Here is a 22,183-nt window from a genome sequence, read left to right on the forward strand (position 1 = left end):
CGGCCGGGAATGTCCGTTAGTATCGGGTCGCCCAAGATAAGGGAGCACGCGATCACCACTGCGTTCGAACCTGAATTCAGGTGCCGCAAGGCCTAGGCCTTGCGGGCTTCCGTGGCAATCGCAATCTTCAGTACAGATGCGGAGGGGCAACCCCTCCGCCACTTACATTTACCCCAGGATGCCGGGCAAGCGCAGGCCATGTTCGCGGGCGCAGTCTTTTGCGATGTCATAGCCGGCGTCCGCGTGCCGCCAGACTCCCGAGGCCGGGTCGTTCCACAGGACGCGCTCAAGCCGTTTGGCGGCCGCATCCGTGCCGTCGGCGCAAATCACGACGCCTGCGTGCTGGCTGAACCCCATTCCGACCCCGCCACCGTGGTGCAGCGACACCCATGTGGCGCCCGAGGCAGTATTGACCAGCGCGTTCAGCAGCGGCCAGTCACTGACGGCGTCCGAGCCATCCAGCATTGCTTCTGTCTCGCGGTTGGGTGATGCGACCGAACCGCTGTCCAGATGGTCGCGACCAATGACGACAGGTGCTTTCAACTCGCCGTTCCTGACCATTTCGTTGAACGCCAGCCCGGCGCGGTGACGGTCGCCCAGCCCGATCCAACAGATGCGCGCGGGCAGGCCCTGGAAGGCGATACGCTCCTGCGCCATGTCGAGCCAATTGTGCAGATGGGTGTTCTCGGGGAACAGTTCCTTCATCTTGGCGTCGGTCTTGTAGATATCCTCGGGGTCGCCCGACAGCGCACACCAGCGGAACGGGCCAATACCACGGCAGAACAGCGGACGGATATAGGCCGGGACAAATCCTGGGAAGGCAAAGGCGTTTTCCAAACCCTCATCCTGTGCCACCTGCCGAATGTTGTTGCCATAATCCAATGTCGGAACGCCTGCGTTCCAGAAATCGACCATGGCGGCCACATGTTGTTTCATCGAGGCCCGTGCCGCTTTTTCGACCGCCTTGGTATCGGTTTCGCGCTTGTCTTTCCACTGTGCCATGGTCCAGCCCAGGGGCAGATAACCGTTGACCGGGTCATGTGCCGAAGTCTGGTCGGTGACGATATCGGGACGCATGCCGCCGGCCTGCATCCGGGCATAGATTTCGGGGAATATTTCGGCGGCATTGCCGAGGAGGCCGACGGATTTCGCCTCTCCCGCTTTGGTCCAGCGGTCGATCATCTCAAGCGCCTCGTCCAGCGTCTCGGCCTTTTCGTCCAGGTATTTGGTGCGTAGGCGGAAATCGATGCTGTCGGGATTGCACTCGACCGCGAGACAGCAGGCCTTGGCAAAGACGGCGGCCAGAGGCTGTGCGCCACCCATGCCGCCCAAACCGCCGGTCAGGATCCACTTGCCTTTCAGATCGCCGCCATAATGCTGACGTCCGGCCTCGGCGAAGGTTTCGTAAGTGCCCTGAACAATGCCCTGCGTTCCGATATAGATCCACGAGCCGGCGGTCATCTGGCCGTACATCATCAGGCCCTTCTTATCGAGCTCGTTGAAGTGATCCCAGTTGGCCCAGTGCGGCACAAGGTTCGAGTTGGCGATCAGCACCCGCGGTGCATCCGAATGGGTGCGCACAATGGCCACCGGCTTGCCGGACTGCACCACCAGCGTTTCGTCTTCTTCAAGATCCTTGAGGCTGGCGACGATGGTGTCAAAGTCCTTCCACGTTCGCGCTGCGCGCCCGATGCCGCCATAGACCACCAGTTCATGCGGGTTTTCGGCAACGTCCGGGTGCAGGTTGTTCATCATCATCCGCAGGGGGGCTTCGGTCATCCAGCTTTTGGCGTTCAGCTCAGAGCCGGTTGGCGGAAAGATGTCGCGGGTGTTCTTGCGGGGGTCGGTCATGGGGCAAGCTCCAGTGCAGTGTCTTGGATGGCGTCCAGAATGTCGGAAAGCCAGCGGCGCAGGCGGGTGGCCTTGCGGTCTTCATAGGACCAGGGCGGGCTTTCTGTGGTCAGGTAGGTGGATTGGGCCAGTTCCATCTGAATGGCGTGCAGACCCTCAGCCGGGCGGCCATAGTGCCGGGTTGTCCACCCGCCCTTGAACCGCCCGTTCAATACGGTGCTGTAGGGGGACGAGGCGGCAAATTCATGGGCAATGGCCTCAATTTGGGGCGCGCAGGTTGTCCCGCCATTGGTACCCAGATTCATGTCCGGCAGGACACCGTCAAACAGGAACGGGATGTGGCTGCGGATCGAATGACAGTCATACAGAACCACAGTTCCATGAATTGCCTTCACCCGCGCCAGTTCGGCCTCGAGCGCTGCGTGATACGGCGCATGGAACGTTTCCCGGCGATCGGTGATCTCTAACTCTGAAGGTGGCTGGTTCCAGATGTCATGCCCGTCGAAATCCGTCAGCGGCACCAACGTCGTGGTGTTCTGCCCGGGATAGAGAGACACGCCCGAAGGATCACGGTTGGCATCAATCACATAGCGGTGGAATGTGGCACGCACCGTGGTGGCCCCCGGAAGAAGCCCTTCGTAAAGCCGGTCAATATGCCAGTCCGTATCGGCCAGTTCCCGGCCGCGGTCGTTCAGCCTGGCCTTGATGTCAGGCGGAACGTAGGTGCCCGTATGGGGCAGCCCAAGCACAAGGGGGCTGTCGCCCCGAATGATTTCCACCGGATGGGTCATGCGCCAAGCCCGGGCATTTCTATCTCTGTGCCTTTGGCAATCTCACCATTGGCAATCAGAGCCGAGGCTGCCTCGATATCCGGGGCGGTATAGCGGTCATCGCCAAGGGGAGGAACCACCGCGCGCAGACGCGCCATCACGCCCTGCAGGGTCTCGCTGGTGGGCAGCGGCGCGCGGAACTCGATCCCTTGCGTGGCGCAAAGCAGTTCGACCCCCAGAATGCGTTCCAGATTGGTCACCATCTGCCCCAGGCGTCGTGCACCATGGGCGGCCATGGACACGTGATCCTCCTGATTGGCCGAGGTCGGGGTCGAGTCGGTCACGCAGGGGTTGGCCAGATGCTTGTTCTCGCTCATCAGGGCGGCGGTGGTGACCTCGGCAATCATAAGCCCCGAGTTCAGCCCCGGATTGGGGGTCAGGAAGGGTGGCAGGTCAAAGCTGAGCACCGGATCGACGATCAGGGCGATACGGCGCTGCGCAATGGCCCCGATTTCCGCAATCGCCAGCGCGATCATATCGGCGGCAAACCCCACGGGTTCAGCATGGAAATTGCCACCCGAGACGATGAGCCCTGCGTCGGCCAGCACCAGCGGGTTGTCGGTCGCGGCATTGGCCTCGATCTCGAGCGTCGTGGCGGCCTGTCGCAGGACGTCCATCGCGGCACCCACGACCTGCGGCTGGCAGCGGATGCAATAAGGGTCCTGCACCCGCGTGTCGCCCTCGCGATGACTTTCGCGGATCACCGATCCGGCCAGCAATGCGCGCATCGTGGCCCCGGCCTCTATCTGGCCGCGATGGCCACGCAATGTGTGAATCTCGGGCTGCAATGGCGCGGTTGACCCCATGATCGCGTCGGTGGTCAGCGCCGATGTCACCAGCGCGCTTTGAGCGGCCTGCCACGCACCAAAAAGACCGGCCAAAGCAAACGCGGTCGAAAACTGGGTTCCGTTGATCAGGGCCAGACCTTCTTTGGGGCCAAGTTCGACCGGGGTCAGACCGGCTGCGGCCAGTGCTTGGTCGCCCGGCATCACGGTGCCGCCAAACTCGGCCTCGCCTGCGCCCATCATCACCGCTGCCATATGCGACAAGGGCGCAAGATCACCTGACGCGCCCACGGACCCCTGCGCTGGGATCACCGGGGTCACGCCCTTGTCCAGCATCGCCTCAAGCAGGTCGATCAGTTCCAGCCGCACACCGGATGCACCGCGCCCGAGGCTGAGCAGTTTCAGCGCCATCATCAGCCGCGCATGGGCGCGCGTAATGGCCGGCCCCACCCCACAGCAATGGGACAGGATCAGGTTGCGCTGCAGGGTCGCCGTATCTTCGGCCGCGATCTTGACGCTTGCCAGTTTTCCAAACCCGGTATTGACCCCATAAACCGCCGCATCACCTGCTGCCGCATCGGCAATGTGCGCATGGGCAGCTTCAATGCCGGGGCGGCAGGCCGGGTCTAGCCGAACCGCGCATTCTTCCCGGTATACCTGTTCCAGTTGCGCCAGAGACACAGAGCCGGGGGTGAGTGTCAGGGTGGTCAATTGAGTTCTCCGAGTATGCGGGAATGAAGCGGGTTGAAGCCGATGCGATAGGCCAGTTCAGCCGGGTGCGTTGCATTCCAGACGGCAAGATCGGCGCGCAAACCGGGGGCGATACGGCCGCAATCGTCTAGGCGCAGCGCGCGTGCCGCATGGGTGGTGACACCTTGCAGCGCCTCTTCGGGCGTCATCCGGAACAGGGTGCAACCCATGTTCATCGCCAGCAAAAGCGAGGTCATTGGCGCAGAACCCGGATTGCAGTCTGTGGCCAGCGCCATCGGTACCTTGTGCTTGCGCAGCAGGTCGATTGGCGGGGCTTGTGTTTCGCGCAGGGTGTAGAAGGCACCGGGTAAGATGACTCCGACCGTGCCGGCGGCCGCCATGGCCTGAACGCCGTCCTCGTCCAGATATTCAATGTGATCGGCTGAGATCGCCCCGTAGGATGCGGCAAGTTTCGTGCCGCCCAGATTGGACAACTGTTCGGTATGGCATTTGATCGGCAGTCCTAATTCTGTGGCCACATCGAACAATGGCACCAGTTGCTCGGGCAGGAACGCAATCCCTTCGCAGAAGGCATCCACCGCGTCCACCAACCCTTCCGCATGGGCGGCACGCAGGGTCGGAATGCAGACTTCGGTGATATACGCTTCGGGGCGGTCCTGATATTCAACCGGAACTGCATGGGCGCCCAGAAAGCTGGTCACGACCCGGACAGGGCGATGTCGTGGCAGCGCCCTTGCCGCGCGCAGCATGTTCAATTCGGTTTCTTTATCCAGCCCGTAGCCGGATTTGACCTCGATCACCGAAACACTTTCGGCCAGCATCGCATCCACTCGTGGCAGCGCCTGCGTGACCAGATCCTCCAAACTGGCAGAGCGCGTCGCCTTTACGGTCGAGATGATGCCACCGCCTGCACGCGCCACTTCTTCATAGCTGGCGCCGTTCAGCCGCATCTCGAACTCGACCGCGCGGTGGCCGCCAAAGACCACATGCGTATGACAGTCAATAAATGCAGGTGTCACCAGTCGACCCTCGAACGAGGTCCGGGGCAGCGCTGCAAATTCAGCGGGCAGTTCGGTCTGCGGACCGACCCAGGCGATACGGCCATCCACAGCCGCAATCGCGGCATCCTTAATCAGACCATAGGCATTGGCAGCTTCCAACATCGTCGCTGCGTGCAGATCGGTGAACAGATGATCGCGGGCCTGCATTCGAATCCCCCTCCCCTGCAATTCTCTCTTTTCTGGTACAGGTCTTTATGTCATATGTCTATCCATAAAGCGGAGACACACATGACAGCCATATTCGCAAATCGCGCCCTGCTGCCCACTGGCTGGGCAGAGAACCTGCGGCTTGAGGTCGAAAGCGGGCGGATTGCGCGCCTGACGCCGGATTCCGCGGCGCGTGATGAAGATACCCGCGTCGACATTCTGCTGCCTGCATTGTCGAACCTGCACAGTCACGCCTTCCAGCGCGCCATGGCCGGGATGACCGAGTATCGTCTGGCCGGTCGCGACAGTTTCTGGACCTGGCGCGATCTGATGTATCGCTTTACCGGCCATCTAAGCCCCGAACAGGTTCAGGCCATCGCGGCGTTGGTCTATCTTGAGATGCAGGAGGCCGGATATGCCGCGGTCGGCGAATTCCACTATCTGCATCACCAGTCGAACGGGACGCCTTATGACCGCCTTGCCGAGCTGTCGGATCGGATCATGGCCGCTGCCGCCGAGACCGGGATTGGACTGACGCATCTGCCGGTGCTCTATTCCTATGCGGGCGTCGGGGAAAAACCGCTGGAGAGTGGCCAGCGCCGCTTTGGCAACGATGTGGACCGTTTCTGCAAATTGGTGGAGCAAGCCCGTGGCGCGCTTGGTGATCTGCCAGATGACTGCCGGGTCGGCATCGCCCCGCATTCCCTGCGTGCCACTTCGCCAGCCGATCTGGCGCAAGTTGTTGCCGCGCAGGGCGCTGGCCCGATCCACATTCACATCGCCGAACAACCCAAGGAGGTGGCTGAAGTGCAGGCGGGTCTGGGTGCGCGCCCGGTTGAATGGCTGCTGGACAATGCGCCGGTCGATGCGAACTGGTGCCTGATTCACGCCACGCATATGACCGAGGCCGAGACCTGCGCCATGGCCGCCAGCGGTGCCGTTGCGGGCCTCTGTCCGGTGACCGAGGCCAATCTGGGCGATGGTCCCTTCAACGGCGCGACTTACCTGAATGCAAACGGCGCCTTTGGCGTGGGTTCGGATTCCAACGTGTTGATATCCCTGACTGAAGAGTTGCGCACACTGGAGTATTCCCAGCGTCTGCGCGATCTGTCGCGCAATGTGCTGGTCGTGGGCGAGGGCTCGGTCGGGCGGACGCTTTATTGCGGCGCGGCAGAGGGTGGCGCGCAGGCGCTTGACCGCGATGCGGGGCAGATTGCCGAGGGCAAGCTCGCCGACCTCGTGGCTGTGGACGGGCAAAATCCAGCCTTGTGTGCCTTGCGCCCGGACCAGCTACTGGACGGGCTAGTCTTTGCCGCAAAGGACCATGTGGTGACCGACCTGTGGTCTGCTGGTCGCCATCGTGTGCAAAATGGCCGCCACGTGGCACGGGACCAGATCATCTCCGGTTACCGGGCCGCCATGGCCGGGCTTCTGTCTGGTCTCTAGGCGCTAACCTGTGCAAATCGGACAGACAGGACTATGGCATCAGGGGCCGGAGTGACGGTTAAGGCGTCATCCGGCCATTCCGCCTCTCCCGCGATCAACTGAGCGCCAACTGACGTGGCAGCCATACCCTTGGCAACAAAGACGAATCCAAACGGTGACACATCGAAAGGTTGTGCACCTATATGAACATCCACGCTGGCCGTGGTGACCCGCGGATCGTAAATCACATTGAATGCCCGGCACGGCCCGCCCAGCAGCCGCGCATTCAGCGGCAACGCCCCATCGAAGTATAGCGGCTTGAACGGCCGGGCCTTATAAATGTCGGTCGAGCCTTGCAAATTCAGCCCGGCCCCGTCGATGATCGTGTGCACCCGCGCCAGCCCCGGAAAGCGCGAGAATGGCCCGTCACGGCCGATCTCGGCAACGCTTATGCGCCAGGCGAGCTGGTGTTCAGTCCGCTGGACGGCCAGTTCACGGGTTACGCCGCCGCCATTGGCCCAGGGGGCGGCTGCCGTCTCATCAAGCCTGATACGCATGCGGGTCAATTTCTTTGCATGTTGTCATTAATCTGGACATAATATGAATATGAGCAAAATGATATAGTGAGCAGAACTTGACCGAGCAGAAAAACATAGGCTTTCAGGCGATCCGCGATGAAGTGCTGAACCGCATCCAGACGCGTGTCTGGCCGCAGGGCAGCCTGCTGCCGACCGAGCTGGAACTGGCGGCTGAGTTCGGCTGCGCCCGTGCAACGGTCAACCGGGCCCTGCGCGAACTGGCAGATCAGGGGATCGTCACCCGTAAACGCAAGGGCGGCACCCGCGTGGTCACCATGCCGGTCAAACAGGCAAAACTGCCCATCACCGTGGTTCGTCAGACCATCGAAGAGATGAATGCCGAATACCGTTATGCGCTTGTCAGCCGAACTGTCATTGCCTGCCCGGCCTGGCTGCAGGCCAAGCTGGGCTTGCCCGAGGCGGCGCAGGTCCTGCATCTGTCCTGTATGCACCACGCCGACAACCGCCCTTTCCAATTCGAAGAGCGTTGGATCAATATCGACGCCGTGCCCCATGTTGCAAACGAAGATTTCCTGACCGTTGGCCCCAACGAATGGCTGCTGGCTGAAGTGCCATTTTCAAATGCGGAAATCGCTTTCTCGGCCGTCCCCGCCACAGGCCCGTTGCAGGACTTTTTGTCCGTCCCGTCCGGAACACCGCTGTTTCAGCTGGAACGCACGACATGGTTTCAGAACAAACCCGTCACGTTCGTGCGCATGACATTCCACCAAGGCTATCAGATGCGCACAACCTATTGACTGCGGTCGCCCTCAGGCATTGTCCGGCAGTCGAAGAATACCGGTATATCCCCGTTGAAAAAGGTTCTGCGAGAGACCAGCCTTTTAATGCCGACGCCTCAGGTTTCCGCAACAGCGCACACAGGTGCATTTCCCGTCGCTGAATTATTTCAAGCGCGAAACAGAACAACCTACCTGAGCAGGAATTCTCTGGCGCAAATGCGCAGCAGCCAGTTGCGGAACTGAGTGACCGCACGCGACCCGTCGGCGCGGTACGAGGTCAGCAGGTAGTAGGCATTGCCGGTCGGAAGGCTCAGATCAAGGGGAGCGACCAACTGGCCCTTGCGCCGGCTTTCCTCACCAAAGGGGCGGCGGTCCATGGCCCAGCCCAGCCCGCTTTTGGCGGCCTGCAGGGCGTTCGAGCGATTATCCATCTCGGCGACCGGTTTCCATGAAATCTCGCTCAGACCAGCTGCTGAAAACCAACGGCTCCATTCATTCGCGTGGTGGTGGCTGCTGATCAGCGGCTCGGACTGCATCTCTTCGGGCAGTGGAATGCTGCCTCTGGCCTCCAGATAATCGGGGGCGCAAACCGGCTGGATGATCTCATCGAACAGCTTGACGCAGCGTGCCTCCTGCGGGGGTTTGTCGGCAAAGACGATCGCCATGTCGACGTCACTGCCTGCAAGTGTGATTTCCTCTGGCATGGTGATGATTTTGACGGTCACGTTCGGCGCTGCCTCGCGCAGATTGGGCAGGTTCGGGATCAGCCACATGTTGGCCAGTGACTGGTACATATGGACCGACACGGTTTGCCCGCTCTTGTCGCCGGTATATTCGGCGAAGGCGGCATCAAGCGTGTCCAGGGCTTGGCGCACGGGGCCGAACAGCGCTTTCCCTTCGTCTGTCAGTTCGACGCTCTGATGTGCTCCGCGCTTCAATAGGGTCGCGCCGACAAAGGTTTCGAGTGACCGGATCTGATGGCTCACGCCCGAGGCAGTGATATTGAGCTCGCGCGCGGCCTCGACGTTGCGCCCCAGCCGTACGACGGCTTCGAACGCGCGAATGGCGGCAAATGGCGGTATCTTGCGTGACATCTGAACATCCGGTTACGGGCCAACGTGCGGACCCTAGAACAAATGATACGCTGCTCCCAGTCCTGTCCCCTTATACGGGAGCCGTGCACAGATCAAACAGATGCCGCAAGTCTTGTGCCGACAGTTGATCGAACTGCGCGGACAGGTCGCGGATTTCTTCGGCTCGGGATTCCTCAAGAACCGGAGCGGCGAGCATGCGGAACTTTTGGGTGATCTGGTCGTCGCTGAGTGCCATGTCCGCGTCACCGCACGGTGTGCGGGGCTCATCCACGATCCGCTGACCGTTCCTGAGGATGATTGTCACCTGCGCCCAGCGTTTGTCGGTACTGATGCGGGTCATTTCCGGATCATCTATCAGCTTGATGGTGCGGCTTACGCGCAGGATGTCGGGGTCGCGTAGGGCCTCGGCGCTCAGTTCGTCGACGCCCACCTGACCGCGTACGAGCATCGCGGCGACGGGAAAGGCGATTGCATAGGCGAACTCATCCTGAGTTTGCGGTTCGTGACCGGCCAGCCGTGTTGCATAGTGGAAGGTGCGGATTTCGACGCTGTTCACCTTTTCGTGGGTGAAGCCGTGTTTCTGCATCATGTCGTGTACGGAATCGAGCGAGGGATGGGCCCAGCGGCAGCAGGGATAGGCCTTGTAATGCGTGTGGTCGACCAGCCGCCAGCCGGTGCCCAGATCGGCCCAGAATTCCGCGCCGTCTTCGCCCTCGCAGGTCAGCGCCGGGGCACCGGTGAACCCTTCCATTGCAAGATAAGCCGCCGTCACCCCCGAGGGCGCGCCCCAACCGACGCCATCGCGAACCATGGTGGGATGGTCGATGCAGCGCATCATCTGGCTGCGAGGGCCATGGTATTCCCCGATCCCCGCGGCCTGCCGGATCTGTTCCGCGTTACCACCCAGCAGTTTGGCTCCGGCGGCGGCGACCCCAACGGCGGTCCACGCGCCCGAGGTGTGATAATCAGCGCAGGTTGCGTGTTGCACCAACCCGGCACGGTAGGAGACTTCGTATGCGGTGGCGAGGATTGCGGCAAAGCGCCTGCCGTCGATCTGATTGCCGCTGGCCTGTGCCATTGCGATCATCGCCGGGAACACGGCTGAACCCGCATGACCTTTGCACGGGGTGGTACCGTCATGGGCGTCGATGCTGTCCACTGTGAATGCGCCGGCCATGGCGGCCCCGACAGGGCTGACCGAGCGGCCATCCATCAGAATCCTCGCCGAACCAGATGTGCCCGCCCCGAATATCATCGGTGCAACGCGGCGTGCGATGCCCGACATTTCGGTGGTCACGCCGACGGCCGCCACGCCGATCGTGTCGACAAAGGACCGGCGCAGCGTCCACAGGACGGTTTCGGGCAGATCATCATAACGCAGATTGGCGGCGAACTGGTCGAATCTGTGTCCCATCAGCTCAGCAAGTCCACGGCGGATTTCATGCGCTTCAAACCTTCCGATATGTTGTTTTCAGACGTTGCGATTGACATGCGAAAGAACGGATCACATGAAAATCCGGGCCCGGGGACCACGACGACCCCGTGTTCCAGAAAATAGGCCGCCAGTTCGGTCGAGCTGGTAAGTATCTTACCCCCGGGCGTCCGGCGTCCAAGCAGTCCGCCGCAATCGGGCATCAAATAGAACGCGCCGCCGGGGCTCAGTGTTTGCAGCCCTTCGATTTCGGCCAGCCCGGTCAAAGCCTGATCGCGGCGTTTCTGGTAGATGGCGCACCAGTCTTTCAGGAATTCCTGCGGCCCGGTCAGAGCCGCCACCGTCGCCGCCTGACTGATCGAGCACGGACCGCCATTGGTCTGGCTGAACAGGCTGCGAATGCCGTAGGTCCACCATTCGGGCCCACCGGCAAACCCGATTCGCCAGCCCGTCATGGCGTAGGATTTCGACACGCCGTTCACAGTCAGTATCCGCTGCTGCAGGTCCGGCGCGACAGCAGCCAGTGTCGCGAACTCCGCGCCATCGAATATGATGTGTTCGTACAGATCGTCCGAGATTACATTGACCTGCGGATGGCGTCTGAAGACCACTGCCAGCGCCTCCAGCTCGGTGGCTGAATACACTGCTCCGGTCGGATTGGAGGGTGAGCAGATCATCATCAGCCGCGTCCGGGGCGTGATTGCCGCTTCAAGGATTTCGGGCGTCAGTTTAAAGTTGCTGTCTGCAGTGTCGACCAAAACCGGCGTTCCGCCCACGGCCTGCACCATACCCAAGTGCGAGGCCCAGAGTGGTACAGGCAGGACCATCTCGTCCCCTGGGTTCAGGACTGCCTGAATGGCGGTTGCCAGCAATGGCTTCGCGCCTGAACAGACGATGATTTCTTGTGCCGAGAAGGTCAGGTTGTTGTCCCGGCGGAACTTTTCGATCACGGCCGCCTTGACGGCTCCGTTTCCGTCGGTCGGAGTGTACCGTGTGTCGCCCGCCCGAATGGCGGCAATCCCGGCCTCGCAAATATGGGCGGGTGTGTCGAAATCCGGTTCGCCCACGGAAAAGTCGATCAGATCGGCCCCGGCCTGCCGCATTTCGAAGGCTTTGTTGAAGACACCGATGATCGGTGATGCGGGCAGCGCGTCGACCAGTCGGGACAGCATCATGATGCCTCCGCCAGATCGGTCAGGGTCAGATTGGGGCCAAGACTGTCGGGGCCAACAAGAATATGGATGACGGCGGCTTTTCCGGATGCCATTGCGCGTTCCAGCGCGGGTGCGAAATCGGCGGTCGTCTCAACCCGCTCGCCATGTGCGCCATAGCCTTGCGCGACGACCGCGAAATCGGGGTTTGTCAGTGAAGTGCCCGAAATACGCCCGGGATGCTTTCGCTCCTGATTGGTGCGAATGGTGCCGTACATGCCGTTGTCAACGATGATGAATATAGGATCGAGCCCATATTGAATTGCCGTCGCCAACTCTTGCCCGTTCATCAGAAAATCACCATCCCCGGCGACGTAGACGGCCGGTGCATAGGGGCGCGCCACCTTGGCGGCGACCGCCGCCGGAACGCCCATTCCCATCGCGCCGGAAATCGGGGCCAGAGCGCCCAGAAACTGACGGTAGTCGAAATGGATGTTGGGCCAGTCGGCCGCGTTGCCCGCACCGGTGGTCATCGTAGTTTCCCGAGGCAAAGTGGAGTTCAGCACGCACATCACTTCGGCCATGTCGACCGGGCCGCGTTGGACAGGCAGGGCCCGCATCGCCTGGTAATCGGCACGCGCGCGGGCAGGCGAGTGGCGTTTTGCGACCGGCAGCAAGGCCAGGGATTTTGCAGCTTCGTTCGGGTCGGCCAGAATGGGCAGGTCGGCCTGATAGAGCCGTCCCAGATCCTCGGGGCCCGGCAGGATGTGCACAAGCTTGCAATCCGGTTGGGGCGATTGGATGAGGCTGAATTTCAGTGTGGTCCCGTCATTCAGGCGCGCGCTCAGTGCGATCACCAGATCAGCAGATGTCGCGTATTCATTTGGCATCGGATTGCCGCCAAAACCCAGATTCCCGATAAAATTGGGGTGGTCATGCGGAAACAGACCCTGGCGGCGGAACCCTACGGCAACCGGAAGCCCGTGGTCTTCGACAAAGCGGATCGCGGCTGCATGCCCCTCTTCGGTCCAGCAGGTGCCGCCTAACAGCAGCAGCGGGCGCTCGGCTTCGGCCAGAAGCGCGGACACCTGTTCCAGATCGGCCGGTGTGGGTGCGGGAGGGGTCAGTTTGACCTTTGGCAGATCTGCGGCGTCGGTCAGTTCGGCCAGCATATCCTCGGGCAGGGCCAGCGCCACCGGGCCGGGCCGTCCCGAAAGGGCGGTGCGAAAGGCGCGGTTCACATATTCCGGGATGCGGGCGGGATCGTCGATTTCGGCCACCCATTTCACCATATGGCCCAGAAACCGACGGTAATCGACCTCCTGAAACGCCTCCTTGTCGCGATGAGTGCGCGGGATCTGACCGATCAGCAGGATCAGCGGAGTCGAGCCCTGTTGCGCAGTATGCACCCCGATGGAGGCATTGGTCACCCCGGGGCCCCGTGTCACGAAACAGACCCCGGGCTTGCCTGTGGCGTCCGAATACGCCGCCGCCATGAAGGCCGCGCCGCCCTCTTGCCGTGTCGTGTAGTACTTTAGTGTGTTCGAGCAATCATGCAGCGCATCCAGGGCCGCTAGGTAACTTTCACCGGGGACACCGAAAATGGCCTCAACACCGTTGACCCGCAGCATGTCGATCAAAACCTGTCCGCCTGTCCGCATCACATTGCCTCCTGTTTCAGAGTCCATGTTTTTCAGTCGGAAGCAAAGATCGAAACTGAATTCTTCACGCCGGGATTGAGGTAAATTCATCCCGAAGGGGCGCCCGGAAAAACATCCAGGCCGTGCGACGTGCAAACGGGCGGCGCATGCCTACTTCGGGCCATGTCACGGGTGCAATTGTGTCGACCTTAGCCTTTAGAATCCCATTTACACATCAACGCGTTGATCCTCGACATCGAAGAAATGCAGGAATTCTGGTGCAAGGTGCAACCCAACCGTTGCGCCAGGCTGCAATTCGGTATCACCGGTGATGCGGACTGTAACTTTGTCTTCGCCACCACAATCGAGGATCAGGAATGTGTCTGCGCCAAGATACTCAATAACCTCGATAACGCCATCACACTGACCTGCACCTTGTGCTACGACCTTAATATGTTCGGGGCGGATGCCCAACCGTGTCGCGGCTACAGCCCGATCATAGGTTCCACTGCCACCCCCCGAAAGGCGGTAAGAACCATTGTCGGTCGTGCACGGCAGGATGTTCATTTTCGGGCTGCCGATGAATTGGGCTACGAACAGGTTCGCTGGATGCTCATATAATTCGCGCGGAGTGCCGACCTGGGCGATATGACCGTATTCCAGCACGACGATCCGGTCTGCCAGCGTCATCGCCTCGACCTGATCGTGCGTGACGTAGATCATGGTACGTTTCAGGTTCTGGTGCAGTTTGGCGATCTCGTAGCGCATTTCGACGCGCAACGCGGCGTCGAGGTTCGAAAGAGGTTCGTCAAACAGGAATGCGGTGGGGTCACGCACGATTGAGCGGCCGATAGCGACACGCTGGCGCTGACCACCTGAAAGGTCCTTAGGCCTGCGTTCCAGAAATGGCGTCAGCTTCAGAACCTCGGCAGCCTTGCTGACCTGGGCGTCGATGTCTGTTTTTGGTGCCCCGGCAACCTTCAGCGAAAACCCCATATTCTCGGCCACGGTCAGATGGGGGTAAAGGGCGTAGGATTGAAACACCATGGTTAGACCGCGTTTCGAAGGCGGGTGATCGGTGACGTCGTTGTCGTTGATCAGAATTGCGCCGCGCGAAGTGTCTTCAAGGCCGCCGATCATCCGCAACAGGGTGGATTTACCGCAGCCCGATGGGCCGACGAACACGATGAACTCACCTTCGTCTATGTCAAGGTCAATGCCCTTGATGACCTGAACGTTACCAAACCACTTTTCGACCGCGTTGAGCTTGATGCTGCCCATCAGTTCCTCCCTGCCCAGATCAGCCAAACGGCGGCTGTCCATGTAAACGAATTCCCGCCCGCGGGACTGCCGGTATTGGGATCGAAGTATTCAGCAAACCCGAAATTGGAAATCAACGCGGCGGTTTTGGCGCGCAGGTCTTCCGCCTCGGCCTCATGGCCCATTTCGGCAAGGCCAATGCCGATCATCATGTTCATGATCGCCCAGGTTGGTCCGCGCCAGTATCGGCGGGGATCGAATTTCGGGCTTTCCGTGTCGTGGCTGGGAATGGGGTGCGGGACCGCTTTCTGAACTTTTCTGAGCCTTTCCAGCATTTCGGGTGACTCGATGCCAGCAAACCAGCACATGAAGGAAGCGTTCGAGATACTGCCCGCCCAGTCGCAGCTATGGGCATCGCGCGAGTCAAAAGACCCCAGATCGGCATTCCACAGCGACCGCGCGCCCTCCTCCAACCGGGCGATGTCGTTGCTCAAGCCGTCGGTTTCCAGACCGAGTTCGGTGCCTACGGCCAACAGATCGCGGGCCGCGCGTAAGGTGGTGAAGGTCATTGTCGGGTCCGCCACGCGGAACGGGTTCTTGCTGAGTAAAGTCTTTTGATCCCATCCGGCTTGGCGTCCGATCTGAACCAGCTTGATGTACCGGTCATAGTCGAACTTGGTGGGCCGGTCGTCGCTGTTGACGTGGCTTGTGTCCCGGCGGACATATTCGCCCACGTCCGAGGCATCCATACGTGCCATCGCCTTGTCCCAGTCCGGGGCGTTGTCGCGGCCCGCCTCCCAGGGGTGGGTGGTGCAGACAGCCCCCAGATCGTCCAGCCGCCATTTCATGATCCAACGGTGCCAGGCCAGCATGGCAGGGAACAGCGCGCGAATACGAACTTCGCCCAGTGTCCGGTCCTTGTCCCAGATAAGGCGCGCCATGGTGGCCGCAATGGGTGGCTGGATGATGCCCGACGACGGGATCGGGCCGTTGCACCCCCAGACATCCGGACCGGGGAAATACCCAGGATCGGGTTTGTGAAACAGGATATGCGGGACCATCCCGTCAGCCCATTGTCCCGAGAACAGCGTCTCAAGCTCAATCCAGGCTCGATCTATGTCAAATTCGGCAAACCCAAGCGCGGCGATCGCGCTGTCCCAGTTCCATTGATAAGGATACAGCCCTTCGGTCGGGATGGTGTAGCCTCCCCGGTCATTGGCGATCAGGATATTGCGCGCCTCGCGGTCAGGGTTTGTATGTTGGTTCATCTCGGTCATCCTTTGACGGACCCCGCAGTCAGGCCCTTGGTCATGAAACGTTCAAGCCCCAGGAACAGCGCCATGATCGGCACAGTGGCGATTACCGCACCGGCCATCAGGTGCTGACGGGGAATTTCTGAGGAATTCAGCATCGTGACCCCACGGGTCAGGGTGAATTTTGACGGATCGTCCAGCAGCATGAAGGCCAGCAGGAACTCGTTCCAGGCGATCATGAAGACGTAAAGCGAGACCGACGCCAGAGCCGGCAGGCTGAGCGGAAGGGTGATCTTCCAGATCACCGACAGGCGTGACAACCCATCCATCAAACCGGCTTCCTCAACCTCGGTCGGCAAGCCGCGAAAATAGCCTTGCAGCATGTAGAGCGCGACAGGGATCGTTGTCACCGGATAGATCATGACGATGCCGAGGATCGAGTTGCGCAGCCCGGTCAGTGAGAAGGCGATATAGATCGGAAGCGCCAAAACGATCATAGGCACCATGTAGATCAACAATATCGAACGCGAGAACGCCTTTTGGCCCTTGAACCGGAACCGCGCAACAGCGTAGGCCCCGGGGACGCTGAAGGCCAGCGTAATGAATACCGTGAGGACCGAGACGTAGAAGGACGTCCACAAATAGGTGCCGAAATTGAAGTCACGGAACAGCTCGGTATAACTTCGGAATAGTGCGGTGCCCTGGCTCAGGTCGACCGAGAAATCCAGCGGATTTTGCAGCAACGCCTGCTGGGATTTCAGGCTGGTCATCACCATGACGTAAAACGGGATGACCACGATGGCCGTGAAGAATATATACCCGAAGCCGGTGCAGAACCGGATTACCGCATCCTCGAACTCGTGCCGGGTCAGCTTTCCGAACGGGGTTTCCCTGAGAATTGCAGCCAACGAGACGTGAATTACGGCGGCCATTGCCAGAACAGTAACCAGGACTGCCTGCACTGACGTGTCCGGACCGATCAGAACGGGGCCAAACCCGGTCAGGCCGGACAGGCCCAGCATGGCCGATATACCCAGGCGGGCCGGTGCATGGTGCGCCGGGAACCGGATGTAGATCCATCCTGCCAGCGCACCCCAGATCAGGCAGAGCAGTAACTGGGGACGAAATGCCGCCCCGGTGGAAAACGACATGGTGACGGCGACGGTTGTCGCGATGACAACCAGCCAAAGCGCGCCCAGAATTGGGCCGGTTATATACCCTTTGCGCATCACAGACCCTCCTCACGGCTAATGAAGCGGAAGAAGACAAAGCTGAAGGCAATCAGGCACACCAGGATCACCACCGCCACCGCCGCACCGGCGCCGATGTTCGATATTGCAAAAGCCTGTTCATAGACATTCACGGTCAGCGTGCGAGTGCCTGCATTGCCGCCGGTCAGCAGGAAGATGTCATCGAATTTGTTGAACGTCCAAATGAAGCGCAGCAGGAACAGCACTGACAGGATACCCAGCAATTGCGGGATGCTCAGCAACCAGAATTTCTGGAATGGCGAAGCCCCGTCCATATCCGCCGCTTCGTACATGCTGGAGTCGATAGATTGCATCCTGGCGAGGATGAACAGGAAGGACAGAGGGAAATAGCGCCAGATCTCAAACACTGTGACCATGATCAGGGCCAGAGGACGTTCCCCGAAGAAGTTGATGGGATCGCTGGTCAGTCCCATCTGCACCAGCAACGCGTTGGCGGAACCTGAGAATGGGTCGAACAGCGTGACCCATGTGAAGGCGACCGCAATCACTGGGGCAACGTAAGGGAACAGGTAGAGGCCTCGGATGATGCCCTGCCCCCTGAAGCTTTTGTTCAGCAGCAGGGCCGCAAAGAGGCCCATGACCAGCGCACCGATTGTGCCGAATACAGTATAGAACAGAGTGACCCAAAGAACGCCCCAGAATTCTTTCCCGTCAAAGACGCGGGCAAAGTTTTCGAGGCTGAATTCGAGACTGGTCAGTACATTCGGCCCGCTGCCGGTGACTTTCGGCTCTGATCCCTCGACCGCATCCTCGACCGCATCCGGGTCGCCGTCGAATGTGACCGGGATGCGGATACGCTCACGCTGTCCACCCTGCAAAGTGCCGAAATCGCAATACAAATCCTGCCCGTCCAGAGCACATGGCGCAACGACTTCTCCGGCGGTCACCCCGTCAGGAAGAACATCGGCCAGGGTCACGCCTTCGATCGCGATCTCCTGGCTGGAGTTGCGCAAGCGGTATTCGATCCGCAGATCGTCGCCCGATCCGCGCAGATTTTCACGGACAACCGGCGCGGGTGGGCGCAGGTCGGACAGGGAAAATGGCTTGAAGCTGATCCAGATGATTGCCAGCAACGGCAGGATCACGACAAGCGACACACTGATCACGGTCGGAGCCAGCAGAGCCCAGGCCATACGCGCCTCGCGTTTGGCAAGTGCCCCGGTTCCGGTCGGTGGGGTAACCGAAGAAGACATGGAAAACCTCGGAGAGGGTTGGGTGCAGCGGCGCGCACGCCGCTGCGGTTTCTGATTGAGAGACGGTGGTTCTACCGAACTTTGGCCAGTTCGTCGTTCATGGCCGCTACGGCCTCGGCGGCGTCGATTTCATCGTCGATATACTGACGAACGACACGGTTGATGGCCTGCGAGTTGATCATTTTCGACGCCAGGGACAATTGCCCCTCGGTCACGCCCCAACGCTGTGCAACGTCAAGACCACCGACGATTTCGTCGATCATCGCCTGATCATAAAGCTCACCCAAGGGTGCCTTGCGATCCACCCCGACCGGCAATTCGGCCCAGGCTTCTGCAAAGGCCGTCGGATTTTCGGCATTGCCGCGGCGGACCGGGAACTTGCCCTCAGGCGCGATTGCCAGCGTCTGAGTATAGCCGTCATCCATGGCGTATTTCACGAATTCCATGGCTGCATCGGTGTCCGCGTCGCTGGTGATGCCGAGATACCGAACGTCACCCCAGGCCGCGCCGTCAGGATTGGAAGGGCCGGACAATTTGGTCACGATACCTGTCTTGCCCGCCAGATCACGCGAGGTCGGGTCGTCGTTGATGGTCGGCGGAGCGCTATCGCGCAGACCGGCCAGCTCGTCCAGAATGAAAGGCGACCAGATGATCATTGCCGCTTTGCCGTCAAAATACAGCTCGCGCGATTGCTTCCAGTACAACTCTCCCGGAGGTGAGGCTTTGGAAATCGCCTTGTAGAAATCCAGAACTTCGGTGGTTTTGGCTTCGTCCAGTGGTTGGAAGCCATCCGGACCAACCGGGCTGACGCCATTGGCGAGGAAAACATGCTCCAGAACCTGGCTCATGAAGTTCTCATCAACTTTGGTGGCGGACACGAACCCGTACATCTCGGGCGGATTGTGCAGTTTTTCCAATGCCGCCTGAATATCGGCAAAGGAATCCGGGGCTTCGAGACCGTTCTCCTCGAACAGGTCCTTGCGATAGACGACCATCTGGGTCCAGCCGTCTACAGGCACCGATGCGGTTTCATCGTTGAACGCGGCCATGGCGATGGCTCCGGGTGCGAATGTATCCGCGCCCAGTTCTTCGATCACTTCGGATGCGGCTTCGGTGTCAAGAATGCCAGCTTCTGCCCATGGCAGGGCATATTGCAGGGTGTGATAAATTACGTCCGGCAGGTCGCCTGCTGCAAAAGCCGCGGTTGCGCGCGTGCCCAGATCGCTTTCCGTCACCGGGATCACCTCGACGGTCGTGCCTGTATCGGCTTTGAACTGATCAGCCATTTCCTGCTGTTTTGCCAGGCGTTCGGGCTGTTCTTCCGTGGTCCAGAAGCGAATGGTATCGGCTTGCGCCGACAGCGCTGACAAGGTCAGTGCAAGGGATGTGCCAAGCAATAGCCTGGCCGTACGGGTTGCGATGCGAATAGTCATTTGGTTCCTCCCCGGATTATTCGACATGTATGGAAATCTTTTGCGCCAGTTCTTCTGGAGAACAGGTGGGCGGCCCGTCTGAAGCGCGCTCAACCAACGTGGCCTCACCCAACTCGCGCAGCGTATCTGCGATTTCGCCCCTGATCTGACGGATCAGCAGTGTCACAAGCCTGTGCCCGGCCTGGCCGGAATCCACGTTGAAGGTGGTCAATGCCGGGTGGGCATGCTGGCTTTCGGGAATACCGTCATATGCAATGACCGAGACATCCCGACCAACCTGCAGGTTTAAATCAGCGGTCACGGTATAAAAGCCCAATGCAGCAAGATCAGTGGCAAAAACGATCGCTGTGGGCGGGCGGTTCAGCCGCATCAGCGCGCGGCCCTGCACGGCCCCTTCCTCTCGGGTTCGGGCACCGTCGCGCACGAGTTCAGGATCATAGGGCAGACCTGCGATGCCCAGCCCCTCGACAAACCCGTCCCGACGCAGGTGACTGTAGTTGAATTTGAGATCGCTGCCGACATAGCCGATCCGCGTATGGCCGTGCCCGGCCAGCCTCAGGACTGCGTTACGCATTGCGCTTTCGCCGGAAATGTCGAACCAGGATGTACCTTCGGGCGGGTTCGAGCGTCCGTAACCGGTTCGTCCATATAGAATATGCGGCACGCCAAGATGGCGCAGAAGACGAACACGAGAATCATTCACGGCGGTCCGAGGCAGGATGAAGCCGTCGGCCTTGCGCTCCTCGACCAAACGGCTCAGGACTTTCAACGTGTCCTGCTCGGATTTAGCGGTCGAGATTGTCATGGTCCAGTCAAAACCGCTGGCGGCCTCGCACGCACCGGCAAGAAATTCCTGAAGGAACGGATTGTGCCCGTCCGGCTCTTCACTGTTGAGAACCATGGCGATGGCGCGAACACGTCCGGTTCGGATTGCCTGTGCATGGCTCAATGGACGGTAACCGAGCTTTCGCGCGGCGTTTTCCACCCTTTTTCGCGTTGTTTCGGCGATATCGGAATAGCCGTTCAGTGCGCGGGAAACGGTGCTTTTTGACAGCCCCAGATGTTCGGCCAGTTCGTCGATTTTGACGCGACCCGCCGCCGCGGGCGTCGCCCCGTTGTTTCTTGCCTTGGAAGTGGACGGATTCGCGTTCATATGCTCAGGTTCAGTGCCGAAACCGGTTTCGGCAACAGTTTTGTGTGTGTTTTTTTGGATCGAGCCAAACCCGGATCCGCCGACTACTGATCCAAGTGCCAACATAGGTGGTGAATTGCTGGCAATACCGACGCTCAGGAAACGCAAAGCCTTCCCCGGCGCAAATCCGGCCTGATCACATACGAAACCATCGGGGCGATGTCCGTGGCGGTAGCCGCAAGTGGCCGATCAAGCCCGCAGGGCGATCTTATCCGTTGTGGGATGCAAGACCCAACGAACTCGCGGCAGCACGAAGCTCTGATGCGGCCTGGGCTGGCAGCCCATCCCCCTCGCTTTCGTCGAAAACCGCGTAGGCGGCATATGCGAACCGGGGGGCCGCCTTGACCAGCTTAAGCCACCCGCCTTCAAGTTCCGGTTCGATCACGCGTTTCGGAAAATAACCAGCGGCGGGAATTGAGCGTAGGTATTGAAGGCCGAGGGTTCCGATCCCCAACTGAAGACGTGGCGTATCAAGCTCGGGAAAGTTCAGCAAATGGTCGGCCCGGAATTCCGGGCCCCAATCTATCAGGATGTAGGCGTTGCCGAGATTGGCTGGCAGGGCATCCGGGCCGCTGGTGACCAGTACAAACTCATCTTCGAAAAGTTGCACCGCAGATAGCCCTGACACGCTTCGCGGCTCGTACATAATTGCAAGGTCCAGGCCGCCCTCTTCAATTTCGCGGGTCAGGGTTGCGGAAGACGCGGCTGACGCTTTGATGGCAACATCGGGCATCAATGTCATCAACTTGGGCAGGGCGTCGGTCAAATAGCCGTCCCATAAGCTCGGCGCCGCACCGATCGCCAGCGCGGCTGTCATCGCCGCCGGAAGGCTTGCATCCAGCTTTGCCTGTGTCCAGGTGCGTACCAGAACCTGAGCGTGTTTGAGGAAATGCCGCCCCGCTGGCGTCAGGGTCGCGCCGGATTTGCCACGTTCAAAAACGGATTGGCCTAGCTGCTGCTCGAGCGTCCGAATCCTCATGCTCACGGTCGATTGTGTGACATGCACCTTGTTTGCGGCATCGAAAAAGGTGCCCGTCTCAACGACCGCCAGGAACGTGCGGGCAAGTTCAATATCCATGAGCCACCTATTTGATTGATCGATACTATCCGTGATAAAAATTCGTTTTTCAATAAAA

At 60.2% G+C, this 22,183-nt stretch carries 18 protein-coding genes; 2 read left to right on the forward strand and 16 right to left on the reverse strand.

Annotation, left to right across the window (positions count from 1 at the left end):
• Window positions 1-168 precede the first annotated feature (168 nt).
• Genes hutU through hutI form a run of 4 tightly spaced genes read right to left on the reverse strand, consistent with a single transcriptional unit; the run spans window position 169 to window position 5,385 of the window.
• Window positions 169-1,851, reverse strand: coding sequence for a urocanate hydratase (gene hutU / locus ACR0JW_RS05340; RefSeq protein ID WP_480713649.1), 1,683 nt, complete (start codon window positions 1,849-1,851; stop codon window positions 169-171).
• The gene (hutG, locus tag ACR0JW_RS05345) at window positions 1,848-2,642 is read right to left on the reverse strand and encodes an N-formylglutamate deformylase (protein WP_170678732.1); all 795 of its coding nucleotides are present in this window, start codon (window positions 2,640-2,642) and stop codon (window positions 1,848-1,850) included. The genes hutU and hutG overlap by 4 nt, the downstream gene beginning before the upstream one ends.
• Entirely contained in the window at window positions 2,639-4,177 is a 1,539-nt protein-coding gene (gene hutH / locus ACR0JW_RS05350) for a histidine ammonia-lyase (protein WP_480713650.1), read from the reverse strand. Before hutH ends, hutG begins: the two co-directional genes overlap by 4 nt.
• Window positions 4,174-5,385: an imidazolonepropionase gene (hutI, locus tag ACR0JW_RS05355; RefSeq protein WP_170678736.1), complete on the reverse strand. Its 1,212-nt coding sequence runs from the start codon at window positions 5,383-5,385 to the stop codon at window positions 4,174-4,176. Before hutI ends, hutH begins: the two co-directional genes overlap by 4 nt.
• A gap of 81 nt (window positions 5,386-5,466) precedes the next feature.
• On the opposite strand from hutI, the gene ACR0JW_RS05360 reads away from it, so the two are divergent.
• Window positions 5,467-6,831, forward strand: a complete 1,365-nt coding sequence (locus ACR0JW_RS05360) for a formimidoylglutamate deiminase (protein ID WP_170678738.1) — start codon at window positions 5,467-5,469, stop codon at window positions 6,829-6,831.
• On the opposite strand, the gene ACR0JW_RS05365 is transcribed toward ACR0JW_RS05360, so the two are convergent.
• Entirely contained in the window at window positions 6,828-7,367 is a 540-nt protein-coding gene (locus tag ACR0JW_RS05365; protein ID WP_480713651.1) for a HutD/Ves family protein, read from the reverse strand. The genes ACR0JW_RS05360 and ACR0JW_RS05365 overlap by 4 nt on opposite strands.
• A gap of 77 nt (window positions 7,368-7,444) precedes the next feature.
• Between ACR0JW_RS05365 and ACR0JW_RS05370 the strand changes: the two genes are divergently transcribed.
• Window positions 7,445-8,146 carry a GntR family transcriptional regulator gene (locus tag ACR0JW_RS05370; RefSeq protein ID WP_170614033.1) on the forward strand — a complete coding sequence of 234 codons (702 nt, stop codon included), beginning with the start codon at window positions 7,445-7,447 and terminating at the stop codon, window positions 8,144-8,146.
• 170 nt (window positions 8,147-8,316) lie between these two features.
• On the opposite strand, the gene ACR0JW_RS05375 is transcribed toward ACR0JW_RS05370, so the two are convergent.
• The 11 genes from ACR0JW_RS05375 to ACR0JW_RS05425 form a co-directional block, all read right to left on the reverse strand.
• The gene (locus ACR0JW_RS05375) at window positions 8,317-9,222 is read right to left on the reverse strand and encodes a LysR substrate-binding domain-containing protein (RefSeq protein ID WP_170678742.1); all 906 of its coding nucleotides are present in this window, start codon (window positions 9,220-9,222) and stop codon (window positions 8,317-8,319) included.
• A 70-nt stretch (window positions 9,223-9,292) separates the two neighbouring features.
• On the reverse strand, window positions 9,293-10,636 hold the full coding sequence (locus tag ACR0JW_RS05380; RefSeq protein ID WP_170678744.1) for an MmgE/PrpD family protein: 1,344 nt from the start codon (window positions 10,634-10,636) through the stop codon (window positions 9,293-9,295).
• Window positions 10,636-11,829 (reverse strand): pyridoxal phosphate-dependent aminotransferase, encoded by a 1,194-nt coding sequence (locus ACR0JW_RS05385; protein ID WP_170678746.1) that lies wholly within the window; start codon window positions 11,827-11,829, stop codon window positions 10,636-10,638. Before ACR0JW_RS05385 ends, ACR0JW_RS05380 begins: the two co-directional genes overlap by 1 nt.
• On the reverse strand, window positions 11,826-13,493 hold the full coding sequence (locus ACR0JW_RS05390) for a thiamine pyrophosphate-dependent enzyme (RefSeq protein WP_170678748.1): 1,668 nt from the start codon (window positions 13,491-13,493) through the stop codon (window positions 11,826-11,828). Before ACR0JW_RS05390 ends, ACR0JW_RS05385 begins: the two co-directional genes overlap by 4 nt.
• Window positions 13,494-13,673: 180 nt before the next feature.
• The gene (locus tag ACR0JW_RS05395; RefSeq protein WP_170679222.1) at window positions 13,674-14,726 is read right to left on the reverse strand and encodes a sn-glycerol-3-phosphate ABC transporter ATP-binding protein UgpC; all 1,053 of its coding nucleotides are present in this window, start codon (window positions 14,724-14,726) and stop codon (window positions 13,674-13,676) included.
• Window positions 14,726-15,973, reverse strand: coding sequence for an MGH1-like glycoside hydrolase domain-containing protein (locus ACR0JW_RS05400; RefSeq protein ID WP_480713652.1), 1,248 nt, complete (start codon window positions 15,971-15,973; stop codon window positions 14,726-14,728). The genes ACR0JW_RS05395 and ACR0JW_RS05400 overlap by 1 nt, the downstream gene beginning before the upstream one ends.
• 5 nt (window positions 15,974-15,978) lie before the next feature.
• A complete protein-coding gene (locus ACR0JW_RS05405) occupies window positions 15,979-17,187 on the reverse strand; it encodes a carbohydrate ABC transporter permease (protein ID WP_480713653.1) in 1,209 nt (402 codons plus the stop codon).
• Window positions 17,187-18,422, reverse strand: coding sequence for a carbohydrate ABC transporter permease (locus ACR0JW_RS05410; RefSeq protein WP_170678754.1), 1,236 nt, complete (start codon window positions 18,420-18,422; stop codon window positions 17,187-17,189). The genes ACR0JW_RS05405 and ACR0JW_RS05410 overlap by 1 nt, the downstream gene beginning before the upstream one ends.
• Window positions 18,423-18,493: 71 nt before the next feature.
• Window positions 18,494-19,855: an extracellular solute-binding protein gene (locus ACR0JW_RS05415; RefSeq protein ID WP_170678756.1), complete on the reverse strand. Its 1,362-nt coding sequence runs from the start codon at window positions 19,853-19,855 to the stop codon at window positions 18,494-18,496.
• Window positions 19,856-19,871: 16 nt separating this feature from the next.
• Entirely contained in the window at window positions 19,872-21,008 is a 1,137-nt protein-coding gene (locus ACR0JW_RS05420; protein WP_170678758.1) for a LacI family DNA-binding transcriptional regulator, read from the reverse strand.
• A gap of 247 nt (window positions 21,009-21,255) precedes the next feature.
• Complete coding sequence (locus ACR0JW_RS05425; protein ID WP_170678760.1) at window positions 21,256-22,125, reverse strand: LysR family transcriptional regulator; 870 nt, start codon at window positions 22,123-22,125, stop codon at window positions 21,256-21,258.
• Window positions 22,126-22,183 lie beyond the last annotated feature (58 nt).

Source organism: Ruegeria sp. BG6 (genome assembly GCF_056538465.1).

Bases quoted from the DNA above. Each gene is read 5' to 3' on its own strand.
- hutU (WP_480713649.1), bottom strand. From the start codon at position 1,851: ATGACCGACCCCCGCAAGAACACCCGCGACATCTTTCCGCCAACCGGC.
- ACR0JW_RS05400 (WP_480713652.1), bottom strand. From the start codon at position 15,973: ATGAACCAACATACAAACCCTGACCGCGAGGCGCGCAATATCCTGATC.
- hutG (WP_170678732.1), bottom strand. From the start codon at position 2,642: ATGACCCATCCGGTGGAAATCATTCGGGGCGACAGCCCCCTTGTGCTT.
- ACR0JW_RS05425 (WP_170678760.1), bottom strand. From the start codon at position 22,125: ATGGATATTGAACTTGCCCGCACGTTCCTGGCGGTCGTTGAGACGGGC.
- ACR0JW_RS05415 (WP_170678756.1), bottom strand. From the start codon at position 19,855: ATGACTATTCGCATCGCAACCCGTACGGCCAGGCTATTGCTTGGCACA.
- ACR0JW_RS05365 (WP_480713651.1), bottom strand. From the start codon at position 7,367: ATGCGTATCAGGCTTGATGAGACGGCAGCCGCCCCCTGGGCCAATGGC.
- ACR0JW_RS05390 (WP_170678748.1), bottom strand. From the start codon at position 13,493: ATGGACTCTGAAACAGGAGGCAATGTGATGCGGACAGGCGGACAGGTT.
- ACR0JW_RS05375 (WP_170678742.1), bottom strand. From the start codon at position 9,222: ATGTCACGCAAGATACCGCCATTTGCCGCCATTCGCGCGTTCGAAGCC.
- ACR0JW_RS05405 (WP_480713653.1), bottom strand. From the start codon at position 17,187: ATGCGCAAAGGGTATATAACCGGCCCAATTCTGGGCGCGCTTTGGCTG.
- ACR0JW_RS05385 (WP_170678746.1), bottom strand. From the start codon at position 11,829: ATGATGCTGTCCCGACTGGTCGACGCGCTGCCCGCATCACCGATCATC.
- ACR0JW_RS05360 (WP_170678738.1), top strand. From the start codon at position 5,467: ATGACAGCCATATTCGCAAATCGCGCCCTGCTGCCCACTGGCTGGGCA.
- ACR0JW_RS05380 (WP_170678744.1), bottom strand. From the start codon at position 10,636: ATGGGACACAGATTCGACCAGTTCGCCGCCAATCTGCGTTATGATGAT.
- ACR0JW_RS05410 (WP_170678754.1), bottom strand. From the start codon at position 18,422: ATGTCTTCTTCGGTTACCCCACCGACCGGAACCGGGGCACTTGCCAAA.
- ACR0JW_RS05420 (WP_170678758.1), bottom strand. From the start codon at position 21,008: ATGAACGCGAATCCGTCCACTTCCAAGGCAAGAAACAACGGGGCGACG.
- ACR0JW_RS05395 (WP_170679222.1), bottom strand. From the start codon at position 14,726: ATGGGCAGCATCAAGCTCAACGCGGTCGAAAAGTGGTTTGGTAACGTT.
- hutI (WP_170678736.1), bottom strand. From the start codon at position 5,385: ATGCAGGCCCGCGATCATCTGTTCACCGATCTGCACGCAGCGACGATG.